The organism is Streptomyces sp. NPDC034103 (assembly GCF_055575395.1).
In genome coordinates this window covers 92,957-109,994 of the sequence record NZ_JBVISS010000020.1, presented here as the reverse complement: position 1 = coordinate 109,994, position 17,038 = coordinate 92,957, and the positions used below count along the sequence as shown (strand labels likewise).

Here is a 17,038-nt window from a genome sequence, read left to right as displayed (position 1 = left end):
CCAGGGGCGCGGGGAACTGCGCGACCAGCCACATCCGGCCCGCACCCGCGACGAAACAGAACCCGGCAGACGCTTACGCGCCCCAACCGGCCTGCTCACCACCAACACGCTCAGCAACGATCTTCTCGGCCCACCCAGACCGCCGATACGCACCCATGGGATCGGGGTCCAGCCCCATCTCCTCCCGCACCTCACGCAGCAGCGGCCGCACGTCCGTGTTGAACGCGTCCATCACGACGGCATTCGCACCGAGGACATCACCAGAGGCCTGCGCCTCGGCCAGAGCGACACCGTCGACCAGCAGCGCCTTCGCCGTCGCCTCCTGCACGTTCATCACCGAACGGATGATCGCCGGAATCTTCGCCTCGATGTTGTGGCACTGATCGAGCATGAACGCCACGTCCGGCGTGAACCCGCCCCCGCGCACCACCTCGTACATGATCCGGAACAGCTGGAACGGGTCAGCCGCGCCCACCATGAGGTCGTCATCCGCGTAGAACCGGGAGTTGAAGTCGAACCCGCCGAGCTTCCCCTCCCGCAGCAGCGTCGCGACGATGAACTCGATGTTGGTCCCGGGAGCGTGGTGGCCGGTGTCGACCACGACCTGCGCCTTCGGGCCCAGCTTCAGACAGTGCGCGTACGCCGTGCCCCAGTCCGGGACGTCGGTCGCGTAGAAGGCCGGCTCGAAGAACTTGTACTCCAGCAGCATCCGCTGGCCGTCCCCGAGCCGCTCGTAGACCTCGGCCAGTCCTTCGGCCAGCCGGTCCTGCCGCGAGCGGATGTCGTCCTGCCCGGGATAGTTCGTACCGTCCGCGAACCACAGCTTCAGGTCGGTGGAACCCGTGGCGTCCATGATGTCGACGCACTCCAGCAGGTGGTCGACCGCCTTGCGCCGCACCGCGGCCTCGGGGTGGCAGATGCTGCCGAGCTTGTAGTCGTCGTCCTGGAAGGTGTTGGAGTTGATCGCGCCGAGCTTCACGCCACGGTCCTCGGCGTGCTTGGCCAGCGCGGCGTAGTCGTCGACCTTGTCCCAGGGGATGTGCAGGGCGACGGTCGGCGCCACTCCGGTGAAGGCGTGCACCTGGGCCGCGTCGTCCAGCTTCTCCTGCGGGGTACGCGGGACGCCCTGTTGCGCGAACACCTTGAAGCGCGTTCCCGAGTTCCCGTACGCCCACGACGGCGTCTCGACTGCCTGGGTCTTGAGCGCGGCCTTCACCGCGGCGAGCTCGGTCACTTCAGGGCTCCTGTGACGTCGGGTCGGAAGGCTTCTGAAAGGTTGGCAAGAACGCGTTCCGAGAACACTTCGGTGTGAAACGATTCAAGACGGGAAGCTATGAGCCGCTTCGAGGGGTGTCAACCCCTGCGGCCAAGCCTGTTGCTCGTGACTCGGCCGTGACCTACTTACGTCGAAATATTTTCGACACGAACCCATTGACGTGACATGGGCCGCGTGCCTAACGTCCCGGCAACCAAGTTGAAACCTTTCACGACGCCGTGAGGCAGGCCCCGGGCGTCGTCGAGGAGCCCCTCATGACCCACCCGTCCGAAACGGGTCCTTCCCCGGTGCTGGCGCTCAAGGACATCTCGAAGTCCTTCGGTGCCGTGCGCGCCCTGCGGGACGTGTCCCTGGAGCTGTTCCCCGGCGAGGTGCACGCCCTGGCCGGCGAGAACGGCGCGGGCAAGTCGACCCTCATCAAGACCCTCGCGGGAGTGCACCGGCCCGACGCGGGCCAGGTGCTGCTCGACGGCGCGCCCGTCGTCTTCCACGGCCCCGGCGACGCCCGCGACGCCGGTATCGCCGTCATCTACCAGGAGCCCACGCTCTTCCCCGACCTGTCGATCGCCGAGAACATCTTCATGGGCCGCCAGCCCCGCAGGGCCCTCGGCCGGATCGACCACAAGGCCACCCACGCGGCCACCGCCGCCCTGATGCAGCGGCTCGGCGTCGAACTCGACCCCGACCGTCCGGCACGCGGACTGTCCATCGCGGATCAGCAGATCGTCGAGATCGCCAAGGCACTCTCCTTCGAGGCCCGCGTCCTGATCATGGACGAGCCGACCGCCGCCCTGACCGGCAGCGAGGTCGCCCGCCTCTTCAAAGTCGTGCGCACCCTGCGCGAACAGGGCGCCGCGGTGCTGTTCATCTCCCACCGGCTGGAGGAGGTCTTCCAGATCTGCCGGCGGGTCACCACCCTGCGCGACGGCGCCTGGATCTCCAGCGAGCCGATCGACGGCATGACCGAGGACGACCTCGTGCGCCGCATGGTCGGCCGCGACCTCGAAGAGCTCTACCCCAAGCAGCACGTCGAGGCCGGCGAGGTGGCCCTGAGCGTGCGCCGGCTGACCCGGGAGGGGGTCTTCACGGACGTCTCGTTCGACGTCCGGCGCGGTGAGATCGTCGGTCTCGCCGGACTCGTCGGCGCCGGGCGCACCGAGGTCGCCCGGGCGGTCTTCGGCATCGACCGCTGGGACGCGGGCGAGGTCGAGCTCGACGGCAGGCGGCTCACCAACGGGGCGCCGTCGGTGGCGATGGCCTCGGGGCTCGCCCTGGTCCCCGAGGACCGGCGCGCCCAGGGTCTGGTGATGGACATGTCCATCGAGCGCAACATCGGCCTCACGGGACTGCGGACGACCGTGAAGGCGGGACTGATGGACCGCGGCGCCGAGCGCAGCCGGTCCCTGGACTGGGCGGTCAGGCTCCAGGTGAAGTACGCGCGGATCGCCGACACCGTCAACACCCTGTCGGGCGGCAACCAGCAGAAGGTCGTCCTCGCCAAGTGGCTGGCCACCGGCCCCAAGGTGCTGATCGTCGACGAGCCCACCCGCGGCATCGACGTCGGCACCAAGGCCGAGGTGCACCGCCTGCTGAGCGAACTGGCCGCCGACGGTGTGGCCGTCCTGATGATCTCCTCCGACCTGCCCGAGATCCTCGGCATGGCCGACCGCGTGCTGGTGATGCACGAGGGCCGCCTCACCGCCGAGATCCCGCGCTCCGACGCCACCGAGGAAACCGTGATGGCCGCAGCCACGGGGAGGGCCGCCGCATGACGGTGACCACCACCGACAAGACCCCCGTCGCCAAGGTGCCACGGTCCAGCGGCACCCGACTGGTCGACCGTGTCTTCAAGATGCGCGAACTCGCCATCCTGGTCGTCTTCCTGGTGATGATCGCCGTCACCCAGGCCGGCAACAGCGAGTTCCTCTCCGAGCAGGGCATCAAGGACCTCCTGCTGAACGCGACGATCCTGGTCCTGGTCGCCACCGGCCAGTCCCTCGTCGTCATCACCCGCAACGTCGACCTGTCGGTGGGGTCGACCCTCGGCATCAGCGCCTTCGCCGCCGGAACCTACCTCCAGGGCGGCGGCAACCCGGTCGTGGCGATCGCCCTCGCCGTGCTGATGGGCATCGGCTTCGGGCTCGTGAACGGCCTGCTCGTCAGCCTCGGTCAGGTCCCCGCGCTCGTCGTCACCCTGGGCACGCTCTACATCATCCGCGGCATCGACTCCATCTGGGTCGGCTCCCGCCAGATCACCGCGGCGGGACTGCCCGACGGGTTCATCGACTTCGGCTCCGGCGGCATCTCGGCGGTGCCGTACCTCGCGCTCATCGCGCTGGCGGTGCTGGTGGCCACCGCGTACTACCTCAAGCACTTCGGCAGCGGCCGCGAGCTGTACGCCCTCGGCTCCAACCCGGAGGCCGCCCGGCTCGCCGGCATCCCGGTCCGCAAGCGGATCCTCGCCGCGTACACCTTCTGCGGGGCCCTCGCCGGACTCGCCGGCGCGATGTACCTGGCCCGGTTCGGCAACGTGGACTCCGGGACCGGCAACGGCTACGAACTCACCGTCGTCAGCGCGGTCGTGGTCGGCGGCGTCGTCTTCACCGGCGGTTCCGGCAGCGTCTACGGCGCGGCCCTCGGCGCCCTGCTGCTGACCTCCATCAACAGCGTGCTGCCCGCCCTCGGCGTCAGCTCCGTGTGGGTGCTCGCCATCAACGGCATCCTGCTCATCCTCGCCATCGCGGTCGACCGGGTCGTCGCGCTGCGCGTGGCCTCGGCCCTGAAGAAGAGGAACGCCCGCCATGCCTGAGTCCCTCAGCCGCGCGATCCGGTGGGACACGATCGTCGGCGCCGTCCTGATCGTCGTGCTCCTGCTCTCCTTCGGAACGGTCGACGGTTTCGGAAACGCGTTCAACCTGTCGTTCCTGATCGGCGGCACCCTTCCGATCGCTCTGATCGCCCTGCCGATGACCCTTCTGGTCGTCTCGGGCGAGATCGACCTCTCGGTCGCCTCCACCGCCGGTCTCTCCGGTGCCGTGATGGGCGCCCTGTGGAACCAGGGCATGACGATCGAGACGATCATCCCGATCTGCCTGGTGCTCGGAGTGGTCTGCGGACTGATCAACGGTCTGCTCGTCACCCGGCTCGGGCTGCCCTCCCTCGCCGTCACCATCGGCACCCTCGCCGCCTACCGGGGCATCGCACAGATCGTGCTCGGCTCCAACGCGGTGACCGACTTCCCCACCCAGTACCTGGACTTCGCGTCCGGGCGTATCGGGGACAGCTTCATCCCGTACGCCTTCCCGCCCTTCCTGGTGCTGCTCGCGATCGCCGTGATCGTCCTGCACGCCACCCCGTTCGGCCGCTCGGTCTTCGCGACCGGCGCGAGCGAGGAGGCGGCCCGGTTCGCCGGTGTCCGCGTGAAGCGGCAGAAGCTCATCCTGTTCACGGTGACCGGTCTGATGGCCTCCCTCACCGGCATCTTCTGGGCGCTGCACTACGCCAGCGCCCGCTACGACAACGCCACCGGCCTCGAACTCTCGGTGGTCGCCGCGGTGTTGCTCGGCGGCATCGACTTCGACGGCGGCAAGGGCACGCTCGGCGGCGCCATCGCCGGGGTGTTCCTGCTCGGCGCGCTCCAGAACGTGATGAGCCTCCAGGACGTCTCCGCGCAGTCGCAGATCGTCGTCACGGGAGTCCTGCTGGTGCTGTCGGTGCTCGGGCCGCGCGTCGCCAGGCAGATCGCGGTGGCCAGGGCGCAAAGGCTCACGTCGTAGGCCGCCTTGCAGCTGCCGGCGCGTCGTGGCTGGTCGCGCCCACGCGGCGGAGCCGCACCTTGATACAACCCCGCGCCCCCAAGGGCGTTTCCGCTCACCCTCGTCAGAAGGAAACCGTCATGCGCAAGTCCTCCCTCCGCCGTAGCTGCGCGGCCCTCGCCGCCGGAACCTCGCTCGCCCTGGCGCTCACCGCCTGCGGCGGCACCACCAAGAAGGACGTCGAGAACGAGGGCGCCTCCGCGGCCTCCGCCGGCAAGGCCGACCCGAACGCGGCCACCAAGAAGGGCCTGACCGTCGGCTTCCTGCCCAAGCAGGTCAACAACCCGTACTTCACCTCCGCAGACAAGGGCGGCGAGACGGCCCTGAAGGAGCTGGGCTCCAGCTACAAGGAGGTCGGCCCGTCCAACGCCACCGACACCGCGGGCCAGGTGAGTTACGTCAACACCCTCACCCAGCAGCAGGTCGACGCGATGGCCATCTCCGCGCAGGACCCGGGCGCCCTGTGCACCGCGACCAAGCAGGCCATGAAGAACGACATCAAGGTCGTCACCTACGACTCCGACACCAAGCCGGACTGCCGCAACGCCTTCGTCTCACAGGCCTCCGCCGAGGACCTCGGCCGCACCGAGGTGCAGCTGCTCGCCGAACAGATCGACTACAAGGGCGAGATCGCGATCCTGTCCGCCGCGCAGACCGCGACGAACCAGAACACCTGGATCGACTTCATGAAGGACGAGCTGAAGGACCCCAAGTACAAGGACATCAAGCTCGTCAAGACCGCCTACGGCAACGACGACGCCCAGCAGTCCTTCCAGCAGACCCAGGGCCTGCTCCAGGAGTACCCGAACCTCAAGGGGATCATCTCCCCGACCACGGTCGGCATCAAGGCGGCCGCCCAGTACCTGTCGGGCTCCAAGTACAAGGGCAAGGTCAAGCTGACCGGCCTCGGTACCCCCAACGACATGCGCAAGTACGTCAAGAACGGCACCGTCGAGGCGTTCGAGCTGTGGGACCCCGCCAAGCTCGGCGCGCTGGCCGCCCAGACGGCCGTGGCGCTGGTCTCGGGCCAGATCACCGGTAAGGAAGGCGAGACCTTCAAGGCCGGCGGCACCACCTACACCATCGGCAAGGACGGCGTGATCAACCTCGGCAAGCCGACCGTGTTCGACGCCAAGAACATCGACCAGTTCAACTTCTGATCTCCCCCAGAAGGAGCGGTACTTCATGCAGCGCGTCTGTTTCCTGCTCAAGGTCCGTCAGGACAAGCTCGCCGAGTACCGCGAACGGCACGCGGCGGTGTGGCCGGAGATGCTCGACGCTCTCTCGGCCACCGGCTGGCACAACTACTCGCTCTTCCTGCGCGACGACGGCCTGCTCGTCGGCTACCTGGAGACCGAGGACTTCGCGGCCGCGCAGGCCGGCATGGCGGCCACCGAGGTCAACGCCCGCTGGCAGGCGGAGATGGCGCCGTTCTTCGAGTCGCTGGACGGCGCCCGCCCCGACGAGGCCATGAAACCGCTCACCGAAGTGTTCCACCTCGCCTGACACCCCCTCAGGACTCTCAGGAGCCGCATCCATGAAGAGACGCACTCTGCTCGGCGCCGCCCTCGCCGGCGCCGTGGTGACCCCCGCCCTCACCTCCGGCACCGCCCGCGCCGCCGACCCCGGCCCCTCCGTCACCCGCACGGGCACCACCACGCTCGACAGCCAGGCCGTCTTCTTCGTGTCCTACGACGGCCTGGTCAACAACAACTCGTTCCAGAAGAACGGCCTGTTGACCTACAAGGGCTACCAGTACGCCGCCTGGTACACCGCCGACAAGAACGCCGTCGTCGGCCGCCGCGTCCTGGGCGGCGGCACCTGGTCGACGGTCAAGGTCGGGCACACCCTCAAGGCCAGCGACTCGCACAACGTCATCTCCATGGGCGTCTCCAAGGTCGACGGCCGCCTCCACCTCAACATGGACTCCCACAGCGACGGCTTCACCTACGTGAAGTCGGTGGCGGGCCTGCTGGACAACCCCGCCGGGCTGAGCTGGACGGCGAGCCGCTTCGGCGCACCCCAGTCCACGCTCGACGGCCTCACCCTGACCTCGCAGTTCACCTACCCGCAGTTCATCTCCACCCCGGACGGCAAGCTCCAGCTCGGCTACCGGGTCGGGATATCCGGCAACGGCCGCAACGCCCTCGCGGAGTACGGCGGTTCGACCTGGACCAACCTCGGGGAGTGGTCCAGCTCCACCGGCACCTACACCAGCGAGCACGGCTCCTCCACGGCCCGCAACATGTACCTGCACGGCATCGACTACGACCGCAACGGCCGGCTGCACTCCTTCTTCACCTGGCGTGAGCAGAACGGCGCCGTGATGTGCTCCTCCGGCGGCATCACCAACCACGACACCGGCTACGTCTACTCCGACGACCGCGGCCGCACCTGGCGCAACAACGCAGGCACCGTCGTCGGCACCACCGGCGGCTCCGACAAGGTCGCCGTCACCGACCCCGGACTGGTCGTCGACGCGCTGAACCCGGACCACTCCCTGATGAACCAGGAGAGCCAGTTCACCGACTCCGCCGGCCTGCCGCACGCGATCATCAGTTACGTCCCCGGCCGCTTCGGTCAGTGCACCACGAACTACGTCGCGGACCGCACCGCCAACGGCCGCGCCTTCCACCTCCGCAAGAACTCCTCGGGCACCTGGCAGAAGACCGAGATCCCCGTGGTTCTCGGCTCCAGCCAGCGCACCAAGCTGATCCTGGACAAGTACGACAACGCCTACGCGATCTTCCCGTTCGGCCGGATCGCCGCCGCCTCCAAGGCGTCCGGCCACACCGACTGGAAGATCCTCTTCGACGGCAGCGGTCTCAACGCCTTCGGCGAGGTCGTGATCGACGAGACGCGCGTCGCGCAGGACAACGTCCTGTCGTTCATGTACCAGGAGAAGTCCAGCGGCACGACGCCGTCCGCACTGCGGGTCGTCGACTTCGCGCTCCCCGCCTGACGCGTCGTGACGGGGCGGTGTGCCGGTAATGTGAAGACCTGCCCGCCGCCCCTCGTTCCCCTGGAGGTTCCAGACCGATGGCCCAGTCGGTGGGTATCAAGGACGTCGCCCGTGCCGCCGGAGTCTCGGTGGGCACGGTGTCGAACGTGATCAACCGTCCGGACTCCGTCGCCACCGAGACCCGGGCCCGGGTCCTGTCCGCGATCGACCGGCTCGGCTACGTCCGCAGCGAGTCCGCGCGCCAACTGCGCGCGGGCCGCAGCCGGATCATGGGGCTGCTCGTCCTCGACATGGGCAACCCGTTCTTCGTGGACGTCGCGCGCGGCGCCGAGCGGGCCGCCCGGGACGCCGGGCTCGGCGTGATGGTCTGCAACAGCGCGCAGAGCCCCGGCGAGGAGGCCGAGTACCTCTCCCTCTTCGCCGAGCAGCGGGTCCGGGGCGTGCTGCTCACCCCCGCCGACGCGACCGGCCGCAACATCGACACCTTCCGGCGTCACGGCATCCCCTTCGTCCTCGTCGACCGGGTCGCCGAGGGCACCACGGAGTGCTCGGTCTCCGTCGACGACGTCGCCGGCGGCGCGCTCGCGGTGCGCCACCTGATCGACGCCGGACACCGCACCATCGCCTACGTCAGCGGCCCGCCCGGCTTCAACCAGGTCCGCGACCGCCGCACCGGCGCCCTCAACGCGCTCGCCGAGGCCGGGCTCGCCCCCGAGGTGCTGCGCGAACTGCCCACCGAGCGCCTCGACGTCGCCGCCGGCCGGGACGCCGGCGCCCGCCTCCTCGGCCTCGCCGACCGACCCACCGCCGTCTTCTGCGCCAACGACCTCCTCGCCCTCGGCGTCCTGCAGGCCATGTACGCGGCCGGGATAAACGTCCCCGACGACCTCGCCATCGTCGGCTACGACGACATCGAGTTCGCCGCCGCCGCGGCCGTCCCCCTCACCTCGGTCCGCCAGCCCGCTGTCACCATGGGCGCCCTCGCCGCCGAACTGCTGCTGGAGGAGACCGAGGCGGAGACCGCTCCACGCCGGCACGAGCACCGCCGGGTCGTCCTCCAGCCGGAACTGGTCGTACGCCGCTCCAGCCTGTCCGCCCGCTGATCCACGGTTCAGTACGTCTTCATGATCCCGGGGGATCGGACACCGGACGGACATGTGCTGAACTGGGACGCGCCCGCCCCTGTCCGTCCGTCCCGGGAGACCTGTTGACCGCGACCTACCGCCAGCCCGGCGTCGTCCTCACCGACCGCCGCTTCACCGTGCCCCTCGACCACGACGACCCCGCGGGGGAGACGATCGAGCTCTACGCCCGTGAGGTGGTCGCCGGGGACAAGGCACGGCAGGACCTGCCCTGGCTGGTCTACCTCCAGGGCGGCCCCGGCTTCGGCGCGAACCGCTTCGTCGGCACACCCGGCTGGCTCGGCCGCGCCCTGAAGGAGTACCGCGTCCTGCTCCTGGACCAGCGCGGCACCGGCCACTCCACCCCCGCCAACCGGCAGACCCTCCCGCTGCGCGGCGGCCCCGCCGCGCAGGCCGACTACCTCACCCGCTTCCGCGGCGACTCGATCGTCCGCGACTGCGAGGCGATCCGCCCCGCGGTCACCGGCGGCGCCCCCTGGACCGTCCTCGGCCAGAGCTTCGGCGGCTTCTGCGCGGTCACCTACCTCTCCACCGCCCCCGAGGGCCTCAGCGCCGCCGTGATCACCGGCGGTCTGCCCTCCCTCGACGCGCACGCCGACGACGTCTACCGGGCCGCCTACCCGCGCATCGAGCGCAAGGTCGCCGCCCACTACGCCCGCTACCCGCAGGACGTCCAGCGGGCCCGCCGGATCGCCGAGCACCTCCTGAACCACGAGGTCGTCCTGCCCAACGGCTACCGCCTCACCGTCGAGGCGTTCCAGTCCCTCGGCATCCTCCTCGGCACCGGCGACGGCAGCCACCGCCTGCACTTCCTCCTGGAGGACGCCTTCGTGCGCACCCCGCACGGCACGGCCCTGTCCGACGCGTTCCAGGAACAGGTCCAGAACCTCCTGTCGTACGGCGGCCACCCCCTCTACGCCCTCGTCCACGAGGCGATCTACGGACAGGACGACCGCCCCACCGCCTGGTCGGCCGAGCGGGTCCGCGCCGAGTTCCCGCAGTTCGACGCCGCCAAGACGCTCGCGGGCGAGGGACCGCTGCAGTTCACCGGCGAGTCCATCCACCCCTGGATGTTCGAGAACGACCCGGCGCTGCGCCCCCTGCGCGAGACCGCCGAACTCCTCGCCGCCCGCACCGACTGGACCCCCCTCTACGACGGCGCCCGCCTCGCCGCCAACGAGGTACCGGTCGCCGCGGCCGTCTACCACGACGACATGTACGTCGACACCGCCCACTCCCTGCGGACCGCCCGGGCCGTCCGCGGCCTGCGCACCTGGGTGACCGACGAGTTCGAGCACGACGGCGTCCGGGCGGGCGGCCCGCGCGTCCTGGACCGGCTGCTGGCCCTCACCCGCGACGAGGCGTGATCCGGGGGCCACGGCGCAGTCGCGGGCTGGTGCCGCGGCACTAGTCTGCGGGCATGACCGATCCGACGATCACTCAGCTCCAGCCGATGCCCGAGGACTGGCAGCGCGCCCTCGCCGTCGTGGCCCACCCGGACGACCTGGAGTACGGCTGCTCGGCGGCGATCGCCGCCTGGACCGACGCCGGACGCGAGGTCTCCTACGTCCTCGCGACCCGCGGCGAGGCCGGCATCGACACCCTCGACCCCGCCCGGTGCGGACCGCTGCGCGAACGGGAGCAGCGGGCCAGCGCGGCGGTCGTGGGGGTGTCGACGGTGGAGTTCCTCGACCACGAGGACGGCGTGGTCGAGTACGGCGTGGACCTGCGCCGCGACATCGCCGCCGCGATCCGCCGCCACCGCCCCGAGCTGGTCATCACCCTCAACCACCGCGACACCTGGGGCGGCGTCGCCTGGAACACCCCGGACCACGTGGCGGTGGGCCGCGCGACCCTGGACGCGGCCGCCGACGCCGGGAACCGCTGGATCTTCCCGGAGCTGGGGGAGCGGGGTCTGGAACCCTGGAACGGCGTCCGCTGGGTCGCCGTCGCGGGTTCGTCGACCCCCACCCACGCGGCCGACGCCTCCGCCGGTCTGGAGCGCGCGGTGCGCTCACTGCTCGAACACCGCACGTACATCGAGGCGTTGACGGACCAGGACCCGGAGACATACGCCCGCGACTTCCTCACCGGCAACGCCACGGCGGTGGGGGAGCGGTTCGGCGGAAAACCGGCCGTCGCCTTCGAGCTCTTCGGCCGATAGCGGGACTTCCACTCCGCGCGGCCGTCCCCCCGGCGGAACGGGTCAGGCGGCGGCGACCAGCGGGCCGAGCGGACGGTGCGGGCTCACCGCGCGCCCGTCCGGGAGGAGTTCACCGGTGTCGTCGAAGACGATCGTGCCGTTGCACAGCAGGTGCCAGCCCTGCTCGGGGTGGGACGACACGATGATCGCGGCGTGGTGGTCCGCGCTGTCGGCGCTGGGGCACGCGGGCTGGTGGCTGCACATGAAAGCTCTCCAGGTCTGGTCGGGGCGCTGCTCCTGTTTTCCGTCGGCCTGCCCCTCAGTGGTAGCCGACTTCGTTCTCCTCCGTATGTGGAGACCCGCACAGCCCGGAAAATTCACCGGTGAGGTCGGTTTCGTATCCTGGACACCATGCAAGATCACATAGCCGGTCCCGTCGGCCTGCGCGGCGACTGTGCGAGCTGTTTCGGGCTGTGCTGCGTCGCCCTGCCCTTCGCGGCCTCGGCGGACTTCGCGCGCGACAAGCCGGCCGGCACCCCCTGCGTCAACCTCCAGGACGACCACAGCTGCGGCATCCACGCCCGGCTGCGGCAGCGGGGCTACAACGGCTGCACGGTCTACGACTGCTTCGGCGCCGGGCAGAAGGTCTCACAGGTCACCTTCGGCGGCCGGGACTGGCGTACGGGCCCCCGTGAGCGGGCCCGCGAGATGTTCGACCTGTTCCCGGTGGTCCGGCAGCTGCACGAACTGCTCTGGTACCTCACCGAAGCCCTCACCCTGCCCGCGGCCCGCCCGGTCCACGCCGACCTGCGCCGCATGCTGGAGCGGACGGAGGCACTCACGCTCCGCACTCCGGCCGAGCTCGGTGCGCTGGACGTCCCCGCGCACCGTCAGGAGGTCAACGTCCTGTTGCTGCGGACCAGCGAACTGGTCCGCGCGGGCACCCGGGGCAAGAAGAAGGACCGTCGGGGCGCCGATCTCGTGGGCGCCCGCCTCAAGGGCGCCGACCTGCGCGGCGCCAACCTGCGCGGCGCCTGTCTGATCGCCGCCGACCTCACCGGTGCCGATCTGCGGGGCGCGGACCTGATCGGTGCCGACCTGCGCGACACCGACCTCACCGACGCCGACCTGACCGGCGCCTTCTTCCTCACCCAGCCGCAGCTGAACGCGGCCCGGGGCAGCGCGGGCACCCGCCTGCCGGGTGCGCTGACCCGCCCGGGCCACTGGACGGGCCCCTGAGCCGGCCCGCCCCCTGGGCAGCCGCCCCCGCGAACCGCGCCCCCGCGAACCGCGCCCCCGCGTCGCGCACTCCACATTCCCCTCAGTCAGCACCCCCGTGCACAGGGCACCCCGACTCCGAGGCCACCGGCGAGGCCGGCGACTCCTCGGCAGCCCCCGGCGAGGGCAGCGGCGCGGGCACGTGTCGGCGCGACAGGTGCAGCCGCAGCCCCTCCGGCATCAGCGTCAGCCGTTCCGTCACCCGGAGCCGGTAGGCCGGATCGGCCCGGAACTCGTAGCGGCGCAGCAGCAGGCCGAGGACCAGGGTGGCCTCGTGCAGGGCGAACTGCCGGCCGATGCAGGCGCGCGCGCCCGTCCCGAACGGCTTGAAGGTGTGCGGGGCACGGGTGCGTACCGCCTTGGGGTCGAAGCGGTCCGGGTCGAAGCGCTCGGCGTCGGCGCCCCACACCTCGGGGTCGCGGTGCAGCATCGGGGTGAGGACCAGCGTCCACGCGCCCCGCCGCATCGGGTGGTCCCCGGCGAGCACCGTGTCCTCGGTGGCCTCCCGGGCGAAGGCGGGCGCCGTCGGCCACAGCCTCAGCGACTCGTCCAGCACCCGGCGCACATAGCGCAGCTTGGCCACCTGGTCGTAGCCCGGTACCGGCGCGTCGCCCCAGACCCGGTCCACCTCCGCACGCGCGCGTGCCGCGATGTCGGGGTGCCGGGCGAGGTAGTGCAGGGCGAAGGAGAGCGCGCCCGAGGTCGTCTCGTGACCGGCGACCAGGAAGGTGATGACCTGGCGGCGGACGTTCTGCGCGGACAGCCGTTCCCCGGTCCCGGGGCGGGCCGTCTCCAGCATCCGGTCGAGGAGGTCGCCGTCCCCGCCGTTCCCGCCGCCTTCGCGCCGGACCCGGACCAGCTCGTCGACCGTGCGGTTGAGACACGCGATGTCGGCCTCGTTGCGCCGCGCGGCCTTGCCCAGCAACCACGGCCAGGGCACCGAGTTCAGCCGCTGCGCGTAGGTGAGTGTGCCCACCATCGCCGTGATGAAGGGATGCGGGCGATCCCGCTCGAAGGAACCGAAGTCGTGACCGAACCCGGTCCGCGCGATCGTCTCCAGGGTCAGCTTGGTCATGTCCCCGGGCACGTCGACCGCGTGCCCCGCGGCGAGTTCGCGGTCCCAGTGGTCCGTGAGCCGCTCGGCCACGGCCAGCATCATCGGGTGGTAACCCTCCATCGCCTCCCGGCTGAAGCCCGGCGCCAGCACGTCGTGCGCCAGCTGCCAGTTCGGCTCGTGGTTGTACGCCGTGAAGAGGCCGTCGCCGGCGACCGGCCGCAGGTTGGCGACGCCGAGGCCGACGTGCTTGGCGAAGCGGGTCTCGTCGGCGAGGTCGGCCGCGAGCCGACCGCCCCAGACGAACACGAACTCCCGGTCGAAGGCCTTGCGCCGGTAGATCGGCCCCAGCATGCGGGCGTATCTGAGGGAGTCCTGGAGCGGGGTGGCCCGGTTGGCCCCGAGCACGTCCCCCAGCAGGGGGAGGCGGCGCGGCGGGTGCGGGATGCGGTGCAGCTCGGGCCAGCCCTGCTCGGCGCTGCGGAACCCCTTCGGCAGTCCGTTCGCGGGCATCGTGTCCGCCATGCCGCCATCTCCCTTGCTCCGCCTGCGAGTTGCGCGTGTTGTACGTGGGTTCAATAGCGCGTCCCAGTCTGATCCCGCTGGTGAACCGGCGTCAAGTAAAGTGCTGGCATGGCCGCCGGGCAGGAAGCACGCGCACGCCGTCGACTCAGCACGGAGGAGCGCCGCGAGCAGCTCCTCGCCGTCGGCGCGCGGCTGTTCTCGGAGAGTCCGTACGACGACGTGTGGATCGAGCGCGTCGCCGAGATCGCCGGGGTCTCGCGCGGGCTGCTGTACCACTACTTCCCGACCAAGCGGGACTTCTTCGCGGCGGTCGTCGAGCGCGAGAGCACCCGGATGCTGCGGATGACCGCGGCCGTCCCCGGCGTCCCGGTGCGCGAGCAACTGACCGCCGGGCTGGACACGTTCCTGGAGTACGTCGAGGTCCACGCGCACGGTTTCCGGGCCTTCCACCGGGCCGACGCGGCGGGGGACCAGGCCGTGCGCGAGGTCTACCAGCGTTCGCTCGCCGCGCAGGAACGCCAGATCCTCGCGGCGCTGGCCGCGGACCCGGAGTTCGGTGCCGCCTTCGAGGCGCGGCCCGACGTCGAGCTGGCCGTGCGCGGCTGGCTGGCCTTCACCACCGCGGTCTGCCTGGAGTGGCTGCGCGGATCAGGGCACACGCGCGAGCAGGTGCGCGACCTGTGCACCCGGGCCCTGTTGGGCGTCATCGCATCCTGAGCGCGCCGCGCCGGAAAGGGGCGACGGGCGAGATCGAAAAGCACCGAAAAAGGCCCGCACCGGAAAGCACCCGTAAAAGATGAGGGCGCTGGTTGGCCCACACCCGGATCTCGGCTAGGTTAGGCGAGGCTTACCTAAGGAGATCTGGGATGGGTGCTGGGACGGTTGACGGCCAGGGCTGGGCGGCCGCGCCTGCCGCGGCGGAGCAGGCGCGCTCGCTGCTCGCCACCGCGTGGTCCTGCGCGGTGACCGCGGACGGCGGACGCGAGGAGTTCGTCGGCGCGCACACCGTGACCGGCGACGGCCGGGTGCTGCTGGACGTGCCGGAGGACAGCGCCCTGCTCGCGGCCGCGATCTGCGCGCCCCGCGGGGAGCCGTCCGCCGTACTGGAGTTCGCGGACGTCTCGCCGGTCCCCGTGCGCCACCGTGTCCGCGCCCGGCTCTGGCTCGCCGGCTGGTTCGTCCCCGAGGACGGCAAACTGGCGTTCCAGGCCACCCGCGTGGTGCTGCGCCGACCGTCGGGTGCCGTGGTCGTCGACCTCGACGAGTACGCCGCCGCCGTACCCGACCCGCTGGCCACCGCCGAGGCCCGGCTGCTGACCCACCTCGCCGACTGCCACCCCGACGCGGTCGAGCGGCTCACCCGGCTCGTCGAGCCCGACAGCCTGCACGGAGCGGTGAAGGTCCAGCCGGTCGCCGTCGACCGCCACGGACTGACCCTGCGCATCGAGCGCACCCGCGCCCACGGCGACGTACGCCTGCCCTTCCACCGGCCGGCCGACGACGTCGCGCAGCTCACCGAGCGGATGCACGTCCTGCTCGGGCAGGCGGCCGCCGCGGCCTGCCCGCGTGCCCTACAGCGGCAGCGCGCAGACGGCGACGGGTGAGGCGAACGGCTCGCCCGCGAGCCGCAGTCGGCCGCTGTCCGGGTCGACGTGGAACACGCTCACGGTGCTGGAGCGCTGGTTCGCCGCGAACAGCAGCGCCCTGTCCGGCGAGAAGGCGATCTGCCGCGGGAAGTCCCCGTCCACCGGCACCGTGTCGAGCAGCCGGAGCCGGGCGCCGGCCGCCTCCACCGCGTACCGGGTGAGGCTGTTGTGGCCGCGGTTGGCGAGATAGGCGAACGCGCCGTTCGACGTCACCAGCAGCTGCGCCGGGTAGCTGGTGCCCGACCCCGTGCCCGTGGGCCGGGTCTCGCCGACGGTGAGGCGGCCGGTCCGCGCGTCGTAGGCGCACACGGCGACCGTGTTGTCGACCTCGTCGGCCAGGTAGGCGTACCGGCCCCCGGGGTGGAAGGTCAGATGGCGCGGTCCGGCGCCCGGCCGGGTCCGCGCCCGCGCGACCTCGGTCAGCTTCCCGGTCCGCTCGTCGAGCCGGTAGCTGTAGACGGTGTCGGTCCCCAGGTCCACGGCGAGCACATGGCCGCCGTCGGGACTCGTGACGATCTGGTGGGCGTGCGGACCGTCCTGACCGGGGCCCGGGGCGGGGCTGGAGTGGGTGACGAGGTCGGCGCGTTCGCCGATCGCCCCCGAGGCGTCGAGGGGGTGCACGGCCACGCTGCCGGAACCGTAGTTGGCGCTCAGCAGCCACCGCCCGCCCGGATGCACCGACAAGTGGCAGGGCGCGGCGCCGCCGGTGGCGCGGCTGCCCAGCACCTCGCGGTCGGAGAGCCGTACGGCGGTCACGGCGCCCTGGTCCCGCTCGTTGACCGCGTACAGCGTGTCGCCGTTCGGATGAAGGGCGAGGTACGAGGGGTCGCGGACGCCCTCGATCGTCTTCGCCCCCTTCACCTCGCCGGTCACCGGGTCGTACGTCGCGAGGCCGATGCCCGAGCCGCCGCCCTCGACGGAGGTGTACGTACCGAGGTACAAGGGGCGGGGGCCGGTCGGCGTCGCTGACGCGCCCGGAGTGCTCGCCCGCGGGGCGCGGGCGGCCGGGGTCGTCGAGGGTGCCGACGCCCGGGGGCCGGGCGTGTCGCCGCAGCCCGCCGCCGCGGCCGCCGTCCCCGCGAGGGCGCCGACGAATCGACGCCTGCTCCAGTCGCCCCTGCCCATGCACACACCTCGAGTGGTCGGTTGCCTCGGCCGCCACCACCCTGACGCGGACCACCCCGCTCGCGCAAACGG

The 17,038-nt window shown here is 71.2% G+C and carries 16 protein-coding genes; 12 read left to right on the top strand and 4 right to left on the bottom strand.

The window, feature by feature from the left end:
• Positions 1 to 73 precede the first annotated feature (73 nt).
• Positions 74 to 1,234, bottom strand: coding sequence for an L-rhamnose isomerase (gene rhaI / locus ACZ56U_RS35885; RefSeq protein ID WP_469088116.1), 1,161 nt, complete (start codon positions 1,232 to 1,234; stop codon positions 74 to 76).
• A 296-nt stretch (positions 1,235 to 1,530) separates the two neighbouring features.
• On the opposite strand from rhaI, the gene ACZ56U_RS35880 reads away from it, so the two are divergent.
• From ACZ56U_RS35880 to ACZ56U_RS35840, 9 genes are all read left to right on the top strand, one after another.
• On the top strand, positions 1,531 to 3,048 hold the full coding sequence (locus tag ACZ56U_RS35880) for a sugar ABC transporter ATP-binding protein (RefSeq protein WP_469088115.1): 1,518 nt from the start codon (positions 1,531 to 1,533) through the stop codon (positions 3,046 to 3,048).
• Positions 3,045 to 4,085, top strand: coding sequence for an ABC transporter permease (locus tag ACZ56U_RS35875; protein ID WP_469088114.1), 1,041 nt, complete (start codon positions 3,045 to 3,047; stop codon positions 4,083 to 4,085). Before ACZ56U_RS35880 ends, ACZ56U_RS35875 begins: the two co-directional genes overlap by 4 nt.
• Entirely contained in the window at positions 4,078 to 5,052 is a 975-nt protein-coding gene (locus ACZ56U_RS35870) for an ABC transporter permease (RefSeq protein WP_469088113.1), read from the top strand. The genes ACZ56U_RS35875 and ACZ56U_RS35870 overlap by 8 nt, the downstream gene beginning before the upstream one ends.
• Before the next feature lie 119 nt (positions 5,053 to 5,171).
• Positions 5,172 to 6,251, top strand: coding sequence for a rhamnose ABC transporter substrate-binding protein (gene rhaS / locus ACZ56U_RS35865; RefSeq protein ID WP_469088112.1), 1,080 nt, complete (start codon positions 5,172 to 5,174; stop codon positions 6,249 to 6,251).
• A gap of 25 nt (positions 6,252 to 6,276) precedes the next feature.
• Complete coding sequence (locus ACZ56U_RS35860) at positions 6,277 to 6,597, top strand: L-rhamnose mutarotase (RefSeq protein WP_391238495.1); 321 nt, start codon at positions 6,277 to 6,279, stop codon at positions 6,595 to 6,597.
• Between the two features lie 31 nt (positions 6,598 to 6,628).
• Entirely contained in the window at positions 6,629 to 8,053 is a 1,425-nt protein-coding gene (locus ACZ56U_RS35855; RefSeq protein ID WP_469088111.1) for a BNR repeat-containing protein, read from the top strand.
• 77 nt (positions 8,054 to 8,130) lie between these two features.
• Complete coding sequence (locus tag ACZ56U_RS35850; RefSeq protein ID WP_469088110.1) at positions 8,131 to 9,156, top strand: LacI family DNA-binding transcriptional regulator; 1,026 nt, start codon at positions 8,131 to 8,133, stop codon at positions 9,154 to 9,156.
• A gap of 104 nt (positions 9,157 to 9,260) precedes the next feature.
• On the top strand, positions 9,261 to 10,562 hold the full coding sequence (locus tag ACZ56U_RS35845; protein ID WP_469088109.1) for an alpha/beta fold hydrolase: 1,302 nt from the start codon (positions 9,261 to 9,263) through the stop codon (positions 10,560 to 10,562).
• A gap of 53 nt (positions 10,563 to 10,615) precedes the next feature.
• The gene (locus ACZ56U_RS35840) at positions 10,616 to 11,359 is read left to right on the top strand and encodes a PIG-L deacetylase family protein (RefSeq protein WP_469088108.1); all 744 of its coding nucleotides are present in this window, start codon (positions 10,616 to 10,618) and stop codon (positions 11,357 to 11,359) included.
• 42 nt (positions 11,360 to 11,401) lie between these two features.
• Here ACZ56U_RS35840 and ACZ56U_RS35835 read toward each other — a convergent pair whose 3' ends face one another.
• A complete protein-coding gene (locus ACZ56U_RS35835; protein WP_469088107.1) occupies positions 11,402 to 11,602 on the bottom strand; it encodes a DUF5999 family protein in 201 nt (66 codons plus the stop codon).
• A 147-nt stretch (positions 11,603 to 11,749) separates the two neighbouring features.
• On the opposite strand from ACZ56U_RS35835, the gene ACZ56U_RS35830 reads away from it, so the two are divergent.
• The gene (locus ACZ56U_RS35830; protein WP_469088106.1) at positions 11,750 to 12,577 is read left to right on the top strand and encodes a pentapeptide repeat-containing protein; all 828 of its coding nucleotides are present in this window, start codon (positions 11,750 to 11,752) and stop codon (positions 12,575 to 12,577) included.
• A gap of 82 nt (positions 12,578 to 12,659) precedes the next feature.
• Here ACZ56U_RS35830 and ACZ56U_RS35825 read toward each other — a convergent pair whose 3' ends face one another.
• Positions 12,660 to 14,195: a cytochrome P450 gene (locus tag ACZ56U_RS35825; RefSeq protein ID WP_469088105.1), complete on the bottom strand. Its 1,536-nt coding sequence runs from the start codon at positions 14,193 to 14,195 to the stop codon at positions 12,660 to 12,662.
• A 108-nt stretch (positions 14,196 to 14,303) separates the two neighbouring features.
• Here ACZ56U_RS35825 and ACZ56U_RS35820 point away from each other — a divergent pair, with 108 nt between their 5' ends.
• Together ACZ56U_RS35820 and ACZ56U_RS35815 are read left to right on the top strand one after the other, a co-directional pair.
• Complete coding sequence (locus ACZ56U_RS35820) at positions 14,304 to 14,912, top strand: TetR/AcrR family transcriptional regulator (RefSeq protein ID WP_469088104.1); 609 nt, start codon at positions 14,304 to 14,306, stop codon at positions 14,910 to 14,912.
• Positions 14,913 to 15,061: 149 nt separating this feature from the next.
• A complete protein-coding gene (locus ACZ56U_RS35815) occupies positions 15,062 to 15,799 on the top strand; it encodes a DUF2470 domain-containing protein (protein WP_469088103.1) in 738 nt (245 codons plus the stop codon).
• On the opposite strand, the gene ACZ56U_RS35810 is transcribed toward ACZ56U_RS35815, so the two are convergent.
• Positions 15,767 to 16,966, bottom strand: a complete 1,200-nt coding sequence (locus ACZ56U_RS35810; protein WP_469088102.1) for a lactonase family protein — start codon at positions 16,964 to 16,966, stop codon at positions 15,767 to 15,769. The two genes, ACZ56U_RS35815 and ACZ56U_RS35810, sit on opposite strands and share 33 nt — an antisense overlap.
• Between the last annotated feature and the right edge of the window lie 72 nt (positions 16,967 to 17,038).

Coding starts and splice junctions, on each gene's coding strand:
- ACZ56U_RS35860 (WP_391238495.1), top strand. CDS start 6,277: ATGCAGCGCGTCTGTTTCCTGCTCAAGGTCCGTCAGGACAAGCTCGCC.
- ACZ56U_RS35855 (WP_469088111.1), top strand. CDS start 6,629: ATGAAGAGACGCACTCTGCTCGGCGCCGCCCTCGCCGGCGCCGTGGTG.
- ACZ56U_RS35825 (WP_469088105.1), bottom strand. CDS start 14,195: ATGGCGGACACGATGCCCGCGAACGGACTGCCGAAGGGGTTCCGCAGC.
- ACZ56U_RS35830 (WP_469088106.1), top strand. CDS start 11,750: ATGCAAGATCACATAGCCGGTCCCGTCGGCCTGCGCGGCGACTGTGCG.
- ACZ56U_RS35840 (WP_469088108.1), top strand. CDS start 10,616: ATGACCGATCCGACGATCACTCAGCTCCAGCCGATGCCCGAGGACTGG.
- rhaS (WP_469088112.1), top strand. CDS start 5,172: ATGCGCAAGTCCTCCCTCCGCCGTAGCTGCGCGGCCCTCGCCGCCGGA.
- ACZ56U_RS35880 (WP_469088115.1), top strand. CDS start 1,531: ATGACCCACCCGTCCGAAACGGGTCCTTCCCCGGTGCTGGCGCTCAAG.
- ACZ56U_RS35815 (WP_469088103.1), top strand. CDS start 15,062: ATGGGTGCTGGGACGGTTGACGGCCAGGGCTGGGCGGCCGCGCCTGCC.
- ACZ56U_RS35835 (WP_469088107.1), bottom strand. CDS start 11,602: ATGTGCAGCCACCAGCCCGCGTGCCCCAGCGCCGACAGCGCGGACCAC.
- ACZ56U_RS35870 (WP_469088113.1), top strand. CDS start 4,078: ATGCCTGAGTCCCTCAGCCGCGCGATCCGGTGGGACACGATCGTCGGC.
- ACZ56U_RS35850 (WP_469088110.1), top strand. CDS start 8,131: ATGGCCCAGTCGGTGGGTATCAAGGACGTCGCCCGTGCCGCCGGAGTC.
- ACZ56U_RS35875 (WP_469088114.1), top strand. CDS start 3,045: ATGACGGTGACCACCACCGACAAGACCCCCGTCGCCAAGGTGCCACGG.
- ACZ56U_RS35810 (WP_469088102.1), bottom strand. CDS start 16,966: ATGGGCAGGGGCGACTGGAGCAGGCGTCGATTCGTCGGCGCCCTCGCG.
- ACZ56U_RS35820 (WP_469088104.1), top strand. CDS start 14,304: ATGGCCGCCGGGCAGGAAGCACGCGCACGCCGTCGACTCAGCACGGAG.